Annotated in this window: 20 protein-coding genes; all 20 read right to left on the minus strand. The window is 37.7% G+C overall.

Going from position 1 to position 19097, the window contains the following annotated elements; translation table 11 throughout:
- Entirely contained in the window at nt 1-480 is a 480-nt protein-coding gene (locus tag LCM23_RS18515) for a flavin reductase family protein (protein WP_224938241.1), read from the minus strand.
- 17 nt (nt 481-497) lie between these two features.
- Nucleotides 498-1676, minus strand: a complete 1179-nt coding sequence (locus tag LCM23_RS18520; protein WP_224938242.1) for an acyl-CoA dehydrogenase family protein — start codon at nt 1674-1676, stop codon at nt 498-500.
- Between the two features lie 1352 nt (nt 1677-3028).
- Complete coding sequence (locus tag LCM23_RS18525) at nt 3029-3298, minus strand: hypothetical protein (protein WP_224938243.1); 270 nt, start codon at nt 3296-3298, stop codon at nt 3029-3031.
- Nucleotides 3299-3874: 576 nt separating this feature from the next.
- Entirely contained in the window at nt 3875-4906 is a 1032-nt protein-coding gene (locus LCM23_RS18530) for a S66 family peptidase (protein ID WP_224938244.1), read from the minus strand.
- Between the two features lie 17 nt (nt 4907-4923).
- Nucleotides 4924-5739, minus strand: coding sequence for a lipid II flippase Amj family protein (locus tag LCM23_RS18535; protein ID WP_224938245.1), 816 nt, complete (start codon nt 5737-5739; stop codon nt 4924-4926).
- A 140-nt stretch (nt 5740-5879) separates the two neighbouring features.
- On the minus strand, nt 5880-6167 hold the full coding sequence (locus LCM23_RS18540; protein ID WP_224938246.1) for a DUF4190 domain-containing protein: 288 nt from the start codon (nt 6165-6167) through the stop codon (nt 5880-5882).
- Nucleotides 6168-6177: 10 nt separating this feature from the next.
- Nucleotides 6178-8019: an LTA synthase family protein gene (locus LCM23_RS18545; RefSeq protein WP_224938247.1), complete on the minus strand. Its 1842-nt coding sequence runs from the start codon at nt 8017-8019 to the stop codon at nt 6178-6180.
- Complete coding sequence (locus LCM23_RS18550; RefSeq protein ID WP_224938248.1) at nt 8016-9614, minus strand: aminotransferase class V-fold PLP-dependent enzyme; 1599 nt, start codon at nt 9612-9614, stop codon at nt 8016-8018. Before LCM23_RS18550 ends, LCM23_RS18545 begins: the two co-directional genes overlap by 4 nt.
- Entirely contained in the window at nt 9614-10159 is a 546-nt protein-coding gene (locus LCM23_RS18555) for a glycerol-3-phosphate acyltransferase (protein ID WP_224938249.1), read from the minus strand. The genes LCM23_RS18550 and LCM23_RS18555 overlap by 1 nt, the downstream gene beginning before the upstream one ends.
- Before the next feature lie 177 nt (nt 10160-10336).
- Nucleotides 10337-10768, minus strand: a complete 432-nt coding sequence (locus LCM23_RS18560) for an RrF2 family transcriptional regulator (RefSeq protein WP_224938250.1) — start codon at nt 10766-10768, stop codon at nt 10337-10339.
- A gap of 18 nt (nt 10769-10786) precedes the next feature.
- On the minus strand, nt 10787-11683 hold the full coding sequence (locus LCM23_RS18565) for an NAD(P)/FAD-dependent oxidoreductase (protein WP_224938324.1): 897 nt from the start codon (nt 11681-11683) through the stop codon (nt 10787-10789).
- 222 nt (nt 11684-11905) lie between these two features.
- Nucleotides 11906-12469, minus strand: a complete 564-nt coding sequence (locus LCM23_RS18570; RefSeq protein WP_224938251.1) for a PepSY domain-containing protein — start codon at nt 12467-12469, stop codon at nt 11906-11908.
- 106 nt (nt 12470-12575) lie between these two features.
- Entirely contained in the window at nt 12576-13256 is a 681-nt protein-coding gene (locus LCM23_RS18575) for a PepSY domain-containing protein (RefSeq protein WP_224938252.1), read from the minus strand.
- Nucleotides 13257-13263: 7 nt separating this feature from the next.
- On the minus strand, nt 13264-14616 hold the full coding sequence (locus LCM23_RS18580) for a sensor histidine kinase (RefSeq protein WP_224938253.1): 1353 nt from the start codon (nt 14614-14616) through the stop codon (nt 13264-13266).
- Nucleotides 14613-15308, minus strand: coding sequence for a response regulator transcription factor (locus LCM23_RS18585; protein WP_095370967.1), 696 nt, complete (start codon nt 15306-15308; stop codon nt 14613-14615). Before LCM23_RS18585 ends, LCM23_RS18580 begins: the two co-directional genes overlap by 4 nt.
- A 112-nt stretch (nt 15309-15420) precedes the next feature.
- On the minus strand, nt 15421-16422 hold the full coding sequence (locus LCM23_RS18590; protein WP_224938254.1) for a DUF1835 domain-containing protein: 1002 nt from the start codon (nt 16420-16422) through the stop codon (nt 15421-15423).
- Between the two features lie 15 nt (nt 16423-16437).
- A complete protein-coding gene (locus LCM23_RS18595) occupies nt 16438-16914 on the minus strand; it encodes a GNAT family N-acetyltransferase (RefSeq protein WP_224938325.1) in 477 nt (158 codons plus the stop codon).
- A gap of 237 nt (nt 16915-17151) precedes the next feature.
- Nucleotides 17152-17373: a hypothetical protein gene (locus tag LCM23_RS18600; RefSeq protein ID WP_224938255.1), complete on the minus strand. Its 222-nt coding sequence runs from the start codon at nt 17371-17373 to the stop codon at nt 17152-17154.
- Nucleotides 17374-17459: 86 nt separating this feature from the next.
- A complete protein-coding gene (locus tag LCM23_RS18605; RefSeq protein WP_224938256.1) occupies nt 17460-17597 on the minus strand; it encodes a hypothetical protein in 138 nt (45 codons plus the stop codon).
- 226 nt (nt 17598-17823) lie between these two features.
- Nucleotides 17824-19086: a cation:dicarboxylate symporter family transporter gene (locus LCM23_RS18610; protein WP_224938257.1), complete on the minus strand. Its 1263-nt coding sequence runs from the start codon at nt 19084-19086 to the stop codon at nt 17824-17826.
- Nucleotides 19087-19097 lie beyond the last annotated feature (11 nt).

Below are 19097 nucleotides of genomic sequence, written 5' to 3' on the forward strand. Positions count from 1 at the left end.
TTAAGAAATTGGCTCTTCTACTGCTATCATTGAACGGTATTTGCCGTTAAAGAATAATAATGGATCTTTTTCTTCTAAATACACATCCTTCACGCGACCAATAAATAACGTATGGTCACCTTCTACATGTGTGGCCGATACTTCACATGCCATTTGTGCCACTGCCCCGTCAATGACCGGCATGTCATTTAATCTCGCGAATGACACTTCCTTTGTTTCTTTTAACTGTCCAGCAAAATTCATAGACAGCTCTTTTTGATCATCAGCCAAAATATTGACGGTGAATATCCCACTATCTTTAATTTTCGAAAGGATATTCGCTCGCTCCCCAATAGAGATAACGATTAATTTAGGATCAAGTGATACCGACATAAAAGCATTAGCCGTCATCCCATGAACATCTCCATTTGTTTCGGTTGCAATCACCGTTACGCCGGTGGCAAATTTACTCATTGCATGTCTAAATAAACGATCATCCATCTTTACCTCTCCTTTCATTAACCTCTGACGCCACTCTCAAATCCAAATAAGTCTTGCCCGTAAGCAGCAACAGAATCTTCATAAAGTGATGTTTTATGTGTAGCCACGGATAAAATATCGCGGATAAACATTTCTAAAGTCCCACCTTTATACAGTGCAGCACCACCAAGTGTTAACATGGCACGAACAGCGATATCTGTACAAAGCTTTATAATTTTAGTTCTAATGGCAAAAAACTCCCCGAGCGGTGTCATTTCGCCATCCTTTTCGTAATTTTCTAATAAATAAATGTATTGAGCCATCAACCCTTTTGCTGCATGCAAATCGGTAGAAATTTCTGCTATTACACGTTGACTTCGAGGGGACTCACTTTCTCTCATCCCATCCATCAAACGAACACGCTTTTCAGTTAACACTTTAAACTCTTCAATCACTCTTTCCGCACCACCGATAGCAATCGCTGGGAATCCAATATAAAATGCCGGATAAAATGGCACATGATAAAACGGATAACTTTTATCATAATCTTCTTCTGGTGGCCTTCTTGTTGATTCCGCTTTTTCTAAATCGAGAATACGCTCTTTCGGTACGTACACATTATCTGCAATGATTTGGTTACTTCCCGTCCCTCTTAATCCAAAAGTATCCCAATTTTTAACGATTTCAACCTCAGATGTTTTCAAAATGGGTAGGCAGACTACTGGTTTATCACGTCCTGGTAATTGAACTTTCACCCCTACGCCAACCCAATCACTATGAAGAATGCCACTGACAAAATTCCATTTCCCACTAATTCTTAATCCATCTCCATCAGGTTCCGCTGTACCTAATGCTGCAAAGATATCTGCAATCAATCCACCTTGATCGACTACTTCATCTCTTCCTGCTTTCGGTAAATAAGATGGTAAAGAATTGTGTAAAGGGTAAAGGAAGGTTAACCAAGCAGCAGAAAGATTATAATTTGCCACCTTTTGAATCACTTTTGCAAAGGTAGATAAACTCGCTTGTGGCCCAACATATTCCCTCGGTAACATCATCCTTGAGATTTGTGTTTCTTTTATCAAATTCACGACATTTGCTGAAACCGTGGCATTCTTATCAGCCTCATGCGCTTCTTCTTCAGCGAGCATACCAATCTTCTCGGCTCCCTGTAATAGCGCTTCTTCCGTTATATTATCCACCGTATTAACATTCATTGTTACTCACCCCGTTTATAGAATATAAAAACAATTAATTTGATATCGCTTACATTGTTGATTCGAAATTTTCTTTTAATTAAGTTTCTACTGTTAGTGTAGTGAAAAATGAAAATTCAAACTAGAACAAAAACTGTTCATGATTTTTGATTTTTTCGTCTTTATTTGTTCATGTCGGAAAACTTTTTCACAAAATAACTGGCGTAAAATGAAAAAGAAGCGTTCAAATGAAGAACGCTTCTTTTTTGTGATTTTATGAAAATATCGTCTAATCATACAGAGAGGAGTTGCTGTGAAAATCAACTATTAATTTCCATTGAGCACCATAGTAGAGGATTCTTTTTTGTGATGCTCTCGACTCTGGAATCTTTCCTGGCAGCCTCGATGAATGTACAAAAACAAATATCTGCTATATACATTTTAACTCACAACTTTACTTGTTTTTCTTGTACCATTTTGCGCGTAAACACGTCTTGCACGCAGTTCTTTACCTTTTACATCCTGATCAGTCGCGATTCTCCCTTTTATGCTACTTATCTTTGTGTTTTTGTTCAGATTAGTCGCGATTCCCTCTTTTTCTCTACTTATCTTTGTGTTTCCGCTCTGATTAGTCGCGATTTCCTCTTTTATCCTACTTATCTTTGTGTTTCCGCTCGGATTAGTCCCGATTTCCTCTTTTAACCTACTTATCTTTGTGTTTTGGCTCAGATCAGTCGCGATTTCCCCTTTTTCTCTACTTATCTTTGTGTTTCCGCTCGGATTAGTCGCGATTTCCCCTTTTTCTCTACTTATCTTTGTGTTTTTGCTCCGATCAGTCGTGATTTCCTCTTTTATCCTACTTATCTTTGTGTTTTGGCTCAGATCAGTCGCGATTTCCTCTTTTACCCTACTTATCTTTGTGTTTCCGCTCTGATTAGTCGCGATTTCCTCTTTTATGCTACTTATCTTTGTGTTTTGGCTCAGATCAGTCGCGATTTCCTTTTTTAACCTACTTATCTTTGTGTTTCCGCCCTGTTTAGTCGCGATTTTCTCTTTTTCTCTACTTATCTTTGATTTTCCGCCCTGTTTAGTCGCGATTTTCTCTTTTTCTCTACTTATCTTTGATTTTCCGCTCAGATCAGTCGCGATTTCCTCTTTTTCTCTACTTATCTTTGTGTTTCTGGATGGCTTTTGCTCGTAAACTCAACTTGCGTGCAGTTCTCTTTCTTTTCCTATTAGTTTTGTGTGCAAACTCCACTTCTGAGGCAGACGGTTTTTCTTTTCTGCGCCCTCTTGTAATTCTTCCTTTCACAACGCTCACAGCTCCGGTCTCTAATATCAAGGAGACCATATATCAAATAGCATATTTACAATCAAAGGAAAGAAACAAGCAAAACTATAATAGGAAAAAGAACAAAAAACCCATTTAACCCTTGTAAAAAAATAATGAGCGGGCTCATGCTATTTTTGTTTCTAATATAAAAGAAAGAAATGATAGCTAAAATGGGGGTGAGTAATCCAAAGATGCCATAGACCTTACCCGTTGTGTCTAAAAGCTCTTGAATAATTAAAGAAGTAAGAACGATATTTACTAGCAACAACAATAAAGGAATAAGCATTTTCTGTGCTTTGTACTGCTCCACCTCTATCACCATCCTCTAGATCATTTATTAATAGATGAACAATAAAAACAAAAAGAGAAGGCTTAACATCAAATATCGAAATAAATATTTACTTTTTTGCATCCATGACTCTACCGCATCCATTAGAAACATCAGGGCCAAAATGAGATATAATCTACCCGGTAATAACAAGTCAGTGTTTTGCAGACCCAAAATTAAATAGAGTAATAGCATGAAAATGAATACGAACCGTAGTATAGTAAAAATTTTAATTGGCTTTACATTACTGTTTTCAAAAAACAAACCCATTTTTTCATCTACTTTCAAAGATTTTCTCCCTACTTCGCCGTTTAAAATAAAAAGGAATAAGCAGACTACCAGTAAAAACAAAGAATAGTGAGCCCCAAACCCCCCTTGATAAACTAGCAAAAAAATAGAAAAACACCGCATTCACTAACATCCAAAATGTAAAAAGGATAGAAAAAACCAAACCTCTCATAGTCTTATTTGCCCTTTTTGCTAACAACCAAATTCCTACAATACATTGCAATAATATAAAACCAATGATTGAACTCATCCAATAATTATAAACTAACACTACTCTACACCATTTTCTAAGATGGCAAAGGAGCCAAGGTCAGCATCAATCTGAGCAGTTGCCCCATAAGGCAAAATAAATTTTGGTTCCGTATGTCCGAAATTCAAGTTATAAAGGACCGGTACATCAGTTAAACCGTATTCTTGTAAAACGGTTAATATCACCATCTTGTATTCTTCATAGAATGCTTCATCATAAGGCTTAGCAAATACGATTCCATTTACGGCTTTTAATATCCCTTGCGCTGCATAATTCCTGAGCCAATACTTCACATAATCAGGGGCCGTCTTATCTTCGGACGTTTCAAAAAACAAAATACTACCTTGCCAATACTCTTTCTCTGGCCAAAGACTGGTTTGCTTAGCAAACTCCAGCACTTCAATACAGCCACCGATTAACGAGCCTTGTACCTTACCGCTTCCTTGCAGGACCTCATAGCCGTTATTCTTATTCATTTTTCGCCGCTTCTCTTTATTGACTTCTATCCACTCGAGCCTCTCACTCGTCCAATGTGGAGCAGGCGTCAGTTCACCAATTGTAGAAGAGGAAAATAGCGTACGTTCGATGCTTTCAACGGTGTACGGATCCATCTCAACATTCTCGGCAAAATCTGTTAAAATCGCAGGTCCATAGAACGACGATAGCCCTGCTTTATGACAGAATAAATGAGTAATCGTGACATCTGAATAGCCCATAAAAATTTTAGGATTTTCTTTTATCACATCAAAATCAATATAGGGCAGCAAGCGAATACTGTCTTCTCCACCAATATTGGCAATAATGGCTTTAATACTATGATCAGAAAAAGCTGCCATTAAGTCTTCGGCTCGCGCTTCGGGATGTTGATATAAATAATCTGCCCCCTTCAGGCTGTGCGGCATTGCGACGACTTCTAGTCCAAATACTTCTTCAAGCCGCCTTACCCCTTGTTCATAACGCCACCTAATTTCTTCTTCACCTGCACCTCCCCATGAAGGACTCACCGTTGCTACTCGGTCACCTCTTTGCAATCTTTGTGGTTTTTTTAACATATATATCCCCCCATCTGTTATATCCAACGTGCAAACCAAGCTACATAGTAAGCAGCAGGCAGGAATATGATTTGCGCTGCCAACGTGCCAACAAACTTAGAACTGACCATTGTTAATGAATAACTTTTCAAATAAATATATTTGCTTGGGTTAGTTACCACCCTATCAGCTAATACTGAAGCTTTTGGGTCAATAAATAATGTCAGAATAATTGTTGCTACACCGTTTATGATACCCGACGACATTAACGCTGCTTGCGCATACTCTGGTGCAATAATGGAAGCATAGATAGATGATAGCACCCCTGTCGTAAACACCGCTGTGACAATTACATTCAAGCAAAATAAGCGCTTAGGAATGGTTTGTAACGTAATTCCTTTTAAATAATAGAAACGAGGGATTCTAATACATGAAAGCATACGCTTGATTCCTCGTAAGTTCATATTTTTCTTTACTAATGCGGGGATTGAGCCCCGCTGTTCTGACATTTGCACGATTGCCTTTGAAAATATCAAAATAAATGTAGGGAAGAGCAACATGCCTAGCAATACACCTATTGAAGTAACACCTATTAACAGGCGATACTGTTCTTCAATGAACTTCATGACATTCCCTTCAGGTGCTGCATTAATCAACTTTGCCGTCATCGGTTGCTGAATCATCGTCGAAAATCGCGAGACAATCACTAATGTACTAAACAATGAGATTGCTGTAGCAATCAACCTTACTCTTGTTCCAGCAATCCTAGTCGAGTAAGCTAAAGTCTCTACTAATGTAACGATTAATAGAAAACATGCGATCAAAAGTAATTTTGCTGTGATCAATTCTGCCATTAACTTGTTCACTCCAGCTTTTTATATTAAAAGCAATTATAAATCAAGTGGGATAAATTAACAATAATAAATACCATCCTTTTCCTTTTGTATTTGGGCATAAGAAAAACGCTCCTTCCATTAGAAGCAGCGCATTTCTGTTAAGGCATTTCCTGTATCTCTGTTTCAAATGTTGAAAAAGCAAAGATACCAAGTAACGCAAATAATATCCATATGACCGTAAGAATGATACCTATAATACCGCATATAAGACCGGCCGTTGCTAGCGATTTCCCTTTTTCTCCAGTTTGCAGGATTTCTTTTGCTGACAACCTTCCAAAAACAATACTAATAATCCCTAATAAGAAGCCGATAAATGGAACGAGCAATGAGAGAATCCCTAGGGTCAGAGAAACCACTGCTTTCGTATTTGTTTTTTGTTGTTCCATTCTTTCCCTCCTATTCCATAAACCTAAATAAATCGCCTAAAATAATTTCATCAGATAACTTAAGTTCTTTACGTACCGTTTCTAGATAAGTTTCACAGTTTTCTTCTTCAGTTAGTGATTCAGTATTCATGCTGTAACAAGCATTGTTAAGATAAGCGTATTCACTAGCTACCATACTGCCATCACGAAAGACAACAGGTTTATTTGGATCTCTCGTAAAGAGGTTTTCACTAAAATTTGTTCTTTTCTCCTCATCAATACCCATTATTTCGAGGATAGTCGCATGAATATCAATTTCGCCACCGATGGTTTCAAATATCGCACCTTCTTGGCCAGGTATATGAATAATAAGAGGAATTTGCTGCAATTGAAGATGATTAATCGGCGTTTCCGGTTGATCTAATAACTCATGCACGCCTTCTTCAAATTCTTGAGAAATCCCATAATGATCACCATAGATAACGAAAATGGTGTCTTCATACATCCCTTCTTTTTTTAACAAATCAAAGAATCTTTCAATCGCTGCATCTTCATAATTAACCGTTGTCACATAACGATTAACAACGTCAACCGACGTGTCAGCAGGAGGTATTCGTTGGTCCTCATTTTCTAATAAAAAAGGAAAATGATTTGTTAATGTAAGGAAACTAGCCATATAAGGTTCCGTCAGCGTTGAAAGATGTGTGATTGATTGTTCAAAAAAAGGAATATCTTTAATACCATAGTTTACGGAATTCTCTTCTGTAATATGATAGTCCTCTTGAGAAAAAAATTGATTATAACCTAAGCTCGGATACATTTGCTTTCGATTCCAAAAATTAATGCTGTTACCATGGAAAGTGGCAGCGCTATAATTATTTTGTGCTTTCAATAATTTAGGTAGAGAAATAAACTCATTCTCAGGTCGTCTAACAAAGACAGAACCACTGGATAAAGGGTATAAGCCCGTATGAACCATGAATTCTGCATCTGACGTTTTTCCTTGTGCTGCTTGCTCATATATATTTGAAAAATAATAACTATCTTCTATTAAGGAGTTAAGGAATGGGGTAATTTCTTCCCCATTGACTTTACGGTTAATGACGAAATTCTGCGTAGACTCTAAGCTAATCAATACTAAATTCTTTCCCTCAGCAAGACCAAAATAGTCCGATTTAGCATCAGGCATCCCCTGTAAATAGTTAGTTACAGGCTCAACACTTTTATCACTAGCTAATACTTTCATCATTGGTGATTGCAAACTATTAATAATGTTGAACACTTGATAATTATATAGCCCTAATGACTCAACAAGCTGTTCCCTGTCATAGTTCGCTTGAAGCACGTAAGGATTTCTCAATAATGCGAGGGAAACGGTCATCATGATTAAGACCATAGTCAAGCCAACATACTTCTTTTTATGAGGCATAGCTGGTTGCCACTTTGTTTGTTTTGTTTTTCGCCATACATAAACAAAAAAGATAATATCTAAGAATAATAGCAAATCTAAAGGCGAAATTAACTCTAACGTACTTGGTCCAAGTCCACCAACATTATTTAGCTGCATAAGTACAGATACTGTTACAAAATCAATATAGAAACGATAATATAGTAAGTTCGCATATAATAAACCAATAAGCAACACATAGGCAATTAACACGCCTATCATGGAAAATCTTTTTTTGAATATAAAAGCAAGGCCCATAAGTAGCAGGCTAATACCCATTGGATTAACGAGAAGGACGAGAAAGTCTAGCCATGTCTCGACGGTTAAATTGAAGCCTACCCATGTAACAACCACTACCTTTACCCATAACATGACAAAGAGTGCAGCTAGATAATGCTTACCAACCCAATTTATAAAGTTTTTCATCCCATTACCTTCCTACTATGAAAGCTGTCATAGACTTTAAGCAAGCGAATCATCGCATCCTCAACATCTGCCTTTTTCTGTTCCCCCATTAGCGCAATCTGAAACCAGTTTCTCTCAAGCAAATAGTTGCTTTCATAACTGACATAAACCCCTACCAGCTTCAATTGATCGCCAAAATCTCTTGAATTAATTTCTGTCTCTAATTGAACAGTCAAAATACCCGGAGAATAATTTTCCCCATAAAACACTCTTAAGCCTGCCTCTACTAACTTTTGACGTACTAATTCATATAAAGCATGACTTGCAAAATGATGATTCTCTATCGCTATAGAAAGTGCATACAGTCCATTTGATGAATGTGTAAACGGAATACTCGCCTTGGCCTGATACACACCAATATCGAGATATTTCGGTAATTGATGATGAGGCTTGATTTGTGTTTGATGAAAAACCAGCGCTAAACCAGGATAGGAACCTAAGCCTTTCCCACTAACCGCACTCGTGATATATACATTCTTTAGATGAACTGGAACAATTCCTAGCGAACTGCAAGCATCTACACATAGCTTCACATTATACTGCAGACAAAGCTGTTCCAATTCTTCTAATGGAAAAAGATAACCTGTAGATGTTTCACAGTGTACAGTCCAAATCCAGCCAATATCTCGATTGTCCCGTAACATGTTCTCTACTTCGCTTATATCTATAGGTGCGTTCCATGGTTTCTCAACTGTCGCAAAAGGTAATTTGAAACGCTTACCATGCTCAATGAGCCGGTAACCAAATTCACCGTTTGCTAAAATGAGCCCCTTCTCATTTACTATTGATAAATGGGCAGCAACCATATCATTTGCCATTGTTCCTGTACCAACAGCTATTTCGACTTCATTAGCATTAGTTAATGCGCAAAGCTTCTTTTTTAGCTTGCTCAACATGGAGCTTACTTCATGAGAACGGTGGGACACTGGCTCTCTCCCCCACGCCTCCTTTACCTTATCTGCGATCGAAACTGGACCGGGGAGGAAAAAATGTCCATTCTCTTTCGCGTTCCGCTTCAGCATTTTTTGAAAAAGCTTAGATGCTGCCTCGAAACTTTCTTTTGTTAAATACATTGGTTGGTATGGCGCTTCCTTTGTACCTACCAAAGGACCAAAGGGGCGGAATCCAAGATGTCTATATAACTTTGTCTGTCTTAATGTTCCAGAAATGATTGCCATTGTATAATGCTCTTCAAGACAGAAATCAACTAACGCTTTGCTTAACTCGTAAAATACGCGACTCCCACGATAAGGTGTTTTGATAGATAATAACCGTATCTCACATAAGGTTTCGTTCGGTGGCAGGTACGCGTCTAATTGATCAAGCTTTTCGTCTAATGAAAATGGTCTCGTCCCTTTTACAGCAATCATACCCACGACTTCATCTTCTTTTTTAGCGATAATATATGTATTGGCATCATGAAAGCGATCAACTAATTTTCTTTGTTCATTCACTCTATGTTGCGGTATTTCCTCTACAAATGTTTCATAGTTTAATTGATGAATCTGCTCCAGTTCAGAACTTTGATCTGCACGCTTATAAACAATTGCTGTCATCATTCCACTCCTCCACTTCTATGCAGCCTTACAATAATGAATAGCATAAAAAAGTATGCCGCCGCTAACATCCAACTACTTTTTATCATAAGTAGAATAGGCATGATAAAAAAACTAGTTAGTGTAGGTATAGTCAACTTCTTTGTAATGATATATAGCAGGAGAATGAGTCCACCGACGATCAGTAAACCCATTGGCAACAAAACCAATGAGACAGCTAGATAGACAACGATTCCCTTTCCCCCATGGAAATGTAATTGCACTGGCCAGATATGACCACATAAGATGGCTACCACAACGCAAGCGAGTACTAGATTACTAGCTTCCCCCAAATAAATGACTACTAACAAAGGGAAAATCGTTTTGAGTGCATCAATAATCACGGTATACACAAAAGCTCTCCTACCCATCACTCTACCGGCATTACGTGCACCTGCATTACCACTTCCCTTTACTCTTATATCCTCACCATATAAAAATTGACCAATATAATAGGCCCCATTTAAACAACCACAAGCATACGCAAAAAGAACCCATAAAACCAAATTCAGGAAGGGTCACCTCTCTTTTTAACATAACTACATCCCTCATATCTTAACATTATTATCCAATGTGTAGGAATACCCTAAATGTCATTTTTTACATAGGTTTTAAAATATAAAAAAAGGCTCAAGCCAATAATCATATAGAGTCTCGAGCCTTTTCATTCCATTTTCATTTACTTAATTTAAATCAACTGCTTTTTGAGAAGCTTTCATTTGTTCAGCAATGTCACTAATGAAGGTTTGCTCCAGCTGTTTCACCATTTGCTCTTCTGCTCTAAGCATTGCCTGCTCAATTAAACAGCCTTCATTATGTGGGTGGTCGTGATCAAGTGAACAGTGAAACAGTTGATTACTTCCTTCTATCGCTTGAATCACTTGTAAAAATGAAATATCTCCATTACGCTTCACTATACGGTAACCACCTTTTGCTCCGGGGGTGGATTCAATTAACCCCGCTTTTACCAGCTTTGTTAATATTTTCGATAAATAAGTCGGCGATAGATCTTGCACTTTTGCTAACACGTCCACTCCGACAGATTCACCTTTTGGAGCCAAGTATAAGAAAGCCATTGTGTGTAAACCATAATTCGTCGCACTTGAATATTTCATTTTTACTACTCCTTTTTTCTAAAAATCTTCGGCTAATAAATCACTCACAACAGCAATGCCCGCCCTACTTCCGTCACTAGCCGCAAATATAAGTTGAGCCATTGGCATTGTTGATGTGTCACCACTAGCATAAACACCTTCTATATTTGTTCTACCAAATTCGTCTGTGATAATGCCACCATTTTCATTCACTTTACAACCTATTATATCAGCTAAAGGAGAAGCTTGCTTTGACATCATCCCAACAAATCCACCATTCCTTTCTAATCTTTCCCCATTTGTAAAGACAACTTCTTGTAATTGTCCCTCTTCACCATGTAAATAAGCAATTTCATCCTCCAATACACGGATCCCTTTCGAGGCTAACAATTCCTTTTCTTCTCCTGTTAAAATCTTCTTCCCATTAGAGCATACAATAATATCATCACTCCAATTCGTTAGTAATTTAACCATATGGGTAATACCTTCCATCTCAGAAACAACCACGAGTTTTCTCTCCCTTAACTCCCAACCATCACAAAAAGGACAATGAAAGACACTTTTGCCATATAACTCTTTTAACCCTTTAATAGGAGGTAACTGATCCTTCACTCCTGTTGCTAAAATCACTTTTCTCGATTGTATCAGATTGCCTGAGCTTGTCTTAATGAGGAATATATTGTTTTCTTTTTTAAGCCCCGTCACCTTTTCTGTCTTTAATGAAATGCTTGGATATTTCTGAAGATCTTCTTTTGCTAAACGTTTAAATTCAGCTGGTGCAATTCCATCTCGTGTAATAAAACCATGTGATTCATGTGTAACACTATTTCTCGGTTTATCTTCATCAAAAAGCACGATATTTTTTCTTGCTCTCCCTAATACAAGTGCCGCATTCATACCTGCTGGACCGCCACCAATAATCACACAATCTAACATTGTATTACTCACTCTCCTATATAAATATATTATAGACCTTTAATATCTATAATAGGGAGTATACCGATTAAAAACAAGGAAAACAACTCACACTTTAGAGTAAAGACTTTTTAGTAGATAAAAATTAATAGCATTTGTTGGCGATATACTCTCATTATATGTACACTTATGTTCATAATAAAAAGTGCTCACCAGAAGATGAGCACTCTCTTATTATTTTTATTAATCATCTAATTCAACTTTTAGTACTTTACCAGTTAAAGCATCAATTTTTATTTCTGCTTCTTGTTTGCCTTCTAATTCAATATCGTAAATAAGTGTCCCATTATCGTGATCAAGTTGCAGTTCACTGAACTCTCCGTCTGCTTCTTTTTCAGCTAATTGAATGGCATCACTTGCAGAGAAAAGCTTTTGATCCAGTGTAATTTCTTCGTCCTGCTCATCTTCTTTCTCTGATTTCACTTTAAGCACTTCACCAGTATTTGCATTTAACTCTACATCTGTTTCAGTACCATTCCCTTGTAGCTCTACATTATATACGAGATTTCCTCTTTCCCACTCTAATTCAACATCAGTTACTTTTCCTTCCCCTTCCTCTTGTGCTGTCTTGATTGCTTCTTCAATTGAAAGGGTTCCTTCATTTGTATTGCTTGTTTGTTTTTGTTTCACTTCTTCACCATTTGATACCGTTGCTTTTGGGGCATCATCATTGGCAAATGTGGTTGCAGCAAAAACGCCTCCTAATATAATAGCTCCTGCTAATAAACCTACTCCTACTTTTTTCATTTTAATTTCCTCCTGTTTGTTATGTCTATACTGTTATATTAAACAGCTATCATGAGATAAAATTGTGAGGAAGATTAAAATAAGATTAGAATTCACTTCTTTTTCATTAATCCCAAGTCACAGTTGATTCACCTGTAATGGCATTCACTTCAACTATAGCCTCTTTTTCATCACCCGTTTCAATTTCGATAAGATAGAAGACATGATCCTCTTCATTTTCCAAGTCAACATCATCTACTTCGCCTTGAACAGCTTGGAGAGCGATTTCAATCGCTTCTTCTTCTGTCAGAATCGTATTTTTCGGAGGCTGTTCATTGGCTAGCTCATTTGAAAGGACTTTCCCAGTTACTGCATGTAAGGTAATTTCACGCGCTTCTCCGTCTTTAACTACTTGAGCGACAAATACTTCTTCGCCTGACTTTTCTTTTAGATTTACTGAATCAATTTCCCCTAAAGAAGCAGTTTGCACTAATTCCTTGACTTCTTGCTCCGTTAAACGTTGCTTTTCTTCTCCTGTTCTTGACATTTCTTCTATTTCACCACTTGCACGATTAATGTGTAGTTGATACATTTGCCCTGCGCGATCGAAAGAAACGATAAACTCTTTACCTTTATCCTCTGTTTCTTGGATAACGCCTCCATATCGTTCCTCAACTATCTGCTTTACCTCGCTCTCAGCTAATTCATCCGATGGCAACACAAACGGTTTGAGCAAGAGCCAGACAATAATGATCATGATGAAAAACAACAGAATGAATCCTAAACTACTAATTACCTTTTTCTTCATTTTCTCATCACTCCTGACTTTGCCCTTTATCAAAAAGTATTTTCACTTTCGTTCCTATTCCTAATTCGCTTTGAAGCGTTAACTCAACATCAATCGCTTCTGAGATTTCTTTTGCCAAAGATAAACCGAGTCCGCTACCATTTTTCCCCCGCTTCCTTGCGGGATCTACTTGGTAAAAGCGATCAAACACTCTCGCCTGATCAGCTTTAGAAATACCAACTCCTGTATCAATTACTTCAATAAATGTTTGCTCATTTGCCTTCCCGATAATAATTTCAATCTCATTTTCACTATATTTCCTAGCGTTATCTAATAGGATAAACAATAGCTGCTTAAGCTTTTGCTCATCAGAAGTGACCGTCGTTTCTTTTAAGCCAGTTATTGTAATGTGGCGCTGATACGCTCTCTCAAATGAACGACTAACTTCAAAAAGGAACGGGGAGAGTGAAATCTCTTGTTTTTGTACATTCCATTCTTCGTTATTCTTCGCCAAAAGAAGCAATTGTTCAGTTAGTTCTCGCATCCTTATTGCCTCTGAGTGAATAGCTTCAACAGATTCATCGACTAAATCTTTATCTTGGTACCCTCGTCTTTTAAGCAAATTAGCATAACTTTCTATGATTGTTAATGGTGTTTTTAATTCATGAGAAGCATTAGCAATAAATTGCTTTTGTTTCTCATCATTCTCCTCAAGCAGCGTAATCATATGATTGAAGGTTTCACCCATTTCCCTCAATTCGATGTCTGCATTTCGATGGAGCTGCAGTTGTTTAAATTGGCCACTATTTCTAATTTCCTTCATTGTTGCAGTTAAAGAAAGAATCGGCGTAATAATCACGTTGCCGACAAACCTACTTGAAAGGAATACAGGTATCGTTGCAACTAGTGTTACGATAAAGAGAACGGTCTTTAATATATTTAAGTTTCGATAACTTGCTTCAATATCTTTTCCTATTTGTAAGTTTGCCACTTCTCCACTGGGCAAAATCATTGGTGTTGAACTAATAACTATATGTTCGTTTTTAATAATTTCTGTCTTATCACTTGCTCCAAACTGATAAGGCAGCTTATCTACCTTTTCATTATCCATCGAAGTGGTTGTTGTTGCTTCTCCATTTTCATGAATAATTCTTATAAACCCATCAACCGGTACATACGCCCTTAATAAGCTTCCTTGAGGAAGAGTGCCTAGGGATTGATGGAACTCAGTTAAAACCCTATTTAATTCTTCTTTTGCCTGCTCCTTCTCACCCTCTAGCGTAATGGATTGAAAAATAAAGTATATTGTAAAGTTCATTACAATGAGTAAAACAATAAATAAGACCGCAGTATATAAATGAATTCTATTTTTGATCTTCATGTTGGTTGCCTGAGGGTATAGCCCACACCTCTTACTGTTTGAATAAGCGGTTTGACATCATCAGATACTTCTAACTTCCTTCTTAAATAACGAATATACACATCAACCACATTTGTATCACCGCTGTAATCGTACCCCCACACTTTAGACAATATTTGGTCTCGTGTCAGCACTTGGCGTTCATTCTCAGCTAAATAGAGCAATAAATCGAATTCCTTAGCAGTCAACTCAATGGATTGTTCCCCTCGCATGACTTCTCTCGTCTGCTCATTCATTTTTAAATCGCTACAAGTTAACCATTTTCCTCCTTCTTCCTTACCGCCTTTTTGTTTCAATCGCAAAGCTGCTCTCACTCGTGCTAGCAATTCTTCTATTTGAAAAGGCTTGGTGACATAGTCATTCGCCCCAAAATCAAGTCCAGTTACTTTATCTTCTACTGCACCTTTAGCCGTTAGTAATATAACCGGTGTAACCGTATCATTCCCTCTTATTCTACGTAGAATTTCCATCCCACTTAAACCTGGTAGCATCACATCTAAGAGGATAAGATCCCACTCTTTTTCTCGGTAATGATTCATCGCCTCCATGCCATCATACACCTTTGTCACTTGATAACCTTCATACGTTAATTCAAGCTCTAATAAGCGCGCAATTTTTTCCTCATCCTCAACAATCAAAATCTCCTCTGCCATCCACCACGCCTCCTTTTACAGTTATTATTAACTTACCAAAAGAACATTAAAAACAAATTAAAATTTTCATTAAATAAACCTCCCTTTTGGGGAGGAGGTCTCACCATATTAATTACCCGTTCGACTTGAGGCGTACACTATAAAATCTCATTGCCCTCGGCACACCCTTCAATTCAAAAACACCTAAGAACGCTAGCGTTCTTAAACGGTACTCAATAAACAAATCCCCAATGGGTTGGTCTAAATGTCCAATGACCTCACCAATTAGGCGGGCAGACTTCATAAATTCTTTTCCCTTTTGAAGCTCCCTTGCTTTAACAATAATCATCTCATCTAAATAATTTTCACTGACAGGAGTCAACCTTCCTTCTTCCCATGTCCTTAAAAAGACGTCCTTCGATTGAGCAAGCGTAACCCAAAGTTCTATCCATTTTTGACGTTCATCTATTGATAAGAAGAGATAATTTTCCAGATTTTTTATATATTCCATCCACTGCTCGGGCGCAAGCTCACCCGTATGTAGAATATCTTGACGTGTTAAACTTTGCTGGTGCTCCTGATCTAAACCTATATATATTTGATTGTTTTTCTCCCGTAATAGGTAGACGGCATAGGCTATTCCTGTCTGTTCATGCGCATTTTCGCATCCCCAAATAAAAATTTTACATTGTTCGGGTAATGCCTGTAACTTCATCCAACTTTCTTCTATCCGTGGAATATAGTCAAAGATACATTCATCTTCTAAATTAATATGTTCAAACAACCAGTCCCTACGCTTCTCAAGACCACCTAATTGATGCAATTGCCATAATGGCCCTATCGAAAAATTAATCGGAATCGTAATGACTATATCATTTATCTTTAATTTCTTTATTGCTTGTTTTAAACTCCCCGCACTCGAATCGCTGAAAACAATATGGATATTACCTCCTTGCAGAGGAGGAATAGCCTTATCAAAGGTTAACACTGCTTGATAAATGTCATTCATGCTAGTCATATAATCCTCTTCAGGGTAGTTTCCCGAATGAAGCATTTCAGTACGTAATAACATTTGTAACAGTAAGGATCTTGCTTCATGATCCGATAATTTATCTACTTGCCGTTTAATCTGCAAAGGCAAACACTCTCCCTATTCACTTTTATAACAATCAAAAACCATGCTCATAAACTCATATGTACTTCCGTTCGTTTCTTGCATATATATGTGGCTCGTGCGAAACCCCATTCGTTTATACAGTTTAATGGCCCTTTTATTGAAAGTAGCTACAGATAATGTCAACTGTTTAGGTTCATAAGTCTTTCTTAAAAAGCTCATCGCAGCCTTTAAGAAAGTTACACCTTTTCTTTGACCAGTTAAGTCCGGTCGCATTCCAAGACCTATATCCAATGTGTCACCTTTTTGCTCAATCATCAAAAAACCGATAAGCTCTTCTTCATCTCTGACAGAAAACACAAACTCTCCCCGTTCTTTTTCATCTAAAAATGCAGCTAAATCCTCCTCATCTTCCTCCATATTATAAAAATCATAGGGGGCATCATACTGCCAAGTTAAAGCAATTTCCTCAGCTTCCTGTTGCGACATGATATTAAATGAATACGGCTTTATAGACTCCTCCTTATTTTAGAAAATTATACCACTTCCTCCCTATACAAAACGCCATTTTAACAAACATTTAATGATCATTTGAGAATGGGCATTTTTTAAACAAGATGCTATTTCAACCTATATATCAGCATCTATTAAAAGGCCATAACTAGCCATTTAATATGCAGGTCCCTGCTCTTGGCAGCGAAGTCCGCATTGAGAGCGATACTTGTGGAGTAAAGTGTTTCCTGCTTTTTTTCAGACTTGTAAGCCTATTTGACTCTTGTGCGTAATTTCTCGGCTTCCTCTATACCTCTTTTGCGCGTATCTGGCTTTTGCGCGCAATTCTTCTTCTCTCTCCCTTATCTTGTGCGCGTATTTAGCTCTTTCACGCATTTCCTCGCCTTCCTCTATACCACTTTTGCGCGTATCCCGCATTTGCGCGCATTTCTTCTTCTCTTTCTCATAACTTGTGCGCATATTTTGCTCTTTCGCGCATTTCCTCTGCCTTCTCTATGACTCTTTTGCGCGTATCTGGCTTTTGCGCGCAATTCTTCTTCTCTTTCTCATAACTTGATCGCGTTTTTGGCTCTTTCGCGCATTTCCTCGGCTTCCTCTATACCACTTTTGCGCGTATCTGGCTTTTGCGCGCAATTCTTCTTCTCTCTCTCATAACTTGTGCGCGTTTTTGACTCTTCGCGCATTTCCTCCCCCTCCTCTATGACTCTTTTGCGCGTATCCGGCATTTGCGCGCAACTCTTCTTCTCTTTCTCATAACTTGTGCGCGTATTTGATTCTTGCCAACATAGTTTCTTAATCTCTTCCCTCGCATTGTAGGTTATGCAGCCAAGATAGACTATTGATCGCAAACAAAAAAATACCACAGAATTAAATTCTGTGGCATGCGAATTCTATCATCTATGATAACTTTTAAGAAGCTTTTTGAACTTTATTATCAGCTGGCGGGTTAAATTGGCCTTCCCACTTTGCGATAACAAGTGCTGCAAGGGAATTACCAACTACGTTTACTGCTGTACGACCCATATCTAGGATACGGTCGATACCTGCGATAAAAGCAAGTCCTGCTGCAGGCAGTCCAATTGTACTGAAAGTAGCTAGTAGAACAACAAACGAAACGCCTGGTACACCTGCCATACCTTTAGAAGTAATCATTAGTACAAGCATTAATGTGATTTGTTCAACAATACTTAACTCAATACCAAACATTTGTGCAATAAATAATGCTGCAATGGCTTGGTATAAAACGGAACCATCGAGGTTAAATGAGTAACCAGTTGGAATAACAAAAGAAGCGATATGTTTCGGGCTTCCTGCTTGTTCCATCTTGTCCATAATTCGTGGAAGAACCGTTTCTGAACTCGCTGTTGAGAAAGCTAGAAGTAATTCTTCTTTAATGGATCCAAGTAATTTAAAGATATTCACACCGATAATTTTAGCCATAATTCCTAAAATAACGATAACGAAGAATGCCATTGTTCCATACACAGTTAACGCTAATTTCCCTAAAGGAATCAATGAAGCAAAACCATATTTTGAAATCGTCACACCAATTAACGCAAACACCCCTATTGGTGCATACTTCATAAATAAGTTTGTTACATAAAACATCGCCTTAGCTGTGCCTTCAAAAAATCTTAATACTGGTTTCCCTTTTTCACCTATTGCAGCGACTCCTAGTCCAAATACAACGGCAAAGAAAATAATTGCAAGCATGTCACCTTCCACCATTGCTTGAACCGGATTTGTCGGTACAATATGCAATAACGTGTCGGCTATTGATTTTCCTTCTTGCTCTTCATTCGTTTGAACATATCCAGAAATATCATTCTGTTCTAAGCTCTCCATATCCAAACCTGCTCCAGGTTGGAATATATTAGCAGAAATAAGTCCCACTGCAATCGCTACCATTGTCATTCCAATGAAATAAAACAGTGATTTTCCGCCGAGCTTACCGACTGATTTAATGTCACCAACACCAGCAATAGCAACGATGATTGTTGAAAGGACGATCGGTACGACGATCATCTTAATTAAACGGATAAATAAATCACCAAAAGGCTGTAAAAAACTTTGAGCGGTTTCATTTCCGTAGAAAATACCACCAATGACAATACCTAAAATAAGACCAATCAAAATTTGAGTAGCTAGACTCATTTTAAATATTTTTTTCATAAAAAAACCTC

It is taken from the genome of Cytobacillus kochii, from assembly GCF_020171845.1.
Lineage (GTDB): Bacteria > Bacillota > Bacilli > Bacillales > Cytobacillaceae > Cytobacillus > Cytobacillus kochii.

What these genes read in the sequence shown, in the direction of transcription:
- LCM23_RS18515 (WP_224938241.1), bottom strand. Translation starts at nt 480, where the DNA reads ATGGATGATCGTTTATTTAGACATGCAATGAGTAAATTTGCCACCGGC.
- LCM23_RS18520 (WP_224938242.1), bottom strand. Translation starts at nt 1,676, where the DNA reads ATGAATGTTAATACGGTGGATAATATAACGGAAGAAGCGCTATTACAG.
- LCM23_RS18530 (WP_224938244.1), bottom strand. Translation starts at nt 4,906, where the DNA reads ATGTTAAAAAAACCACAAAGATTGCAAAGAGGTGACCGAGTAGCAACG.
- LCM23_RS18535 (WP_224938245.1), bottom strand. Translation starts at nt 5,739, where the DNA reads ATGGCAGAATTGATCACAGCAAAATTACTTTTGATCGCATGTTTTCTA.
- LCM23_RS18540 (WP_224938246.1), bottom strand. Translation starts at nt 6,167, where the DNA reads ATGGAACAACAAAAAACAAATACGAAAGCAGTGGTTTCTCTGACCCTA.
- LCM23_RS18545 (WP_224938247.1), bottom strand. Translation starts at nt 8,019, where the DNA reads ATGAAAAACTTTATAAATTGGGTTGGTAAGCATTATCTAGCTGCACTC.
- LCM23_RS18550 (WP_224938248.1), bottom strand. Translation starts at nt 9,614, where the DNA reads ATGACAGCAATTGTTTATAAGCGTGCAGATCAAAGTTCTGAACTGGAG.
- LCM23_RS18560 (WP_224938250.1), bottom strand. Translation starts at nt 10,768, where the DNA reads ATGAAATATTCAAGTGCGACGAATTATGGTTTACACACAATGGCTTTC.
- LCM23_RS18565 (WP_224938324.1), bottom strand. Translation starts at nt 11,683, where the DNA reads ATGTTAGATTGTGTGATTATTGGTGGCGGTCCAGCAGGTATGAATGCG.
- LCM23_RS18570 (WP_224938251.1), bottom strand. Translation starts at nt 12,469, where the DNA reads ATGAAAAAAGTAGGAGTAGGTTTATTAGCAGGAGCTATTATATTAGGA.
- LCM23_RS18575 (WP_224938252.1), bottom strand. Translation starts at nt 13,256, where the DNA reads ATGAAGAAAAAGGTAATTAGTAGTTTAGGATTCATTCTGTTGTTTTTC.
- LCM23_RS18580 (WP_224938253.1), bottom strand. Translation starts at nt 14,616, where the DNA reads ATGAAGATCAAAAATAGAATTCATTTATATACTGCGGTCTTATTTATT.
- LCM23_RS18585 (WP_095370967.1), bottom strand. Translation starts at nt 15,308, where the DNA reads ATGGCAGAGGAGATTTTGATTGTTGAGGATGAGGAAAAAATTGCGCGC.
- LCM23_RS18600 (WP_224938255.1), bottom strand. Translation starts at nt 17,373, where the DNA reads ATGCGCACAAGTTATGAGAAAGAGAAGAAGAAATGCGCGCAAATGCGG.
- LCM23_RS18605 (WP_224938256.1), bottom strand. Translation starts at nt 17,597, where the DNA reads ATGCGCGAAGAGTCAAAAACGCGCACAAGTTATGAGAGAGAGAAGAAG.
- LCM23_RS18610 (WP_224938257.1), bottom strand. Translation starts at nt 19,086, where the DNA reads ATGAAAAAAATATTTAAAATGAGTCTAGCTACTCAAATTTTGATTGGT.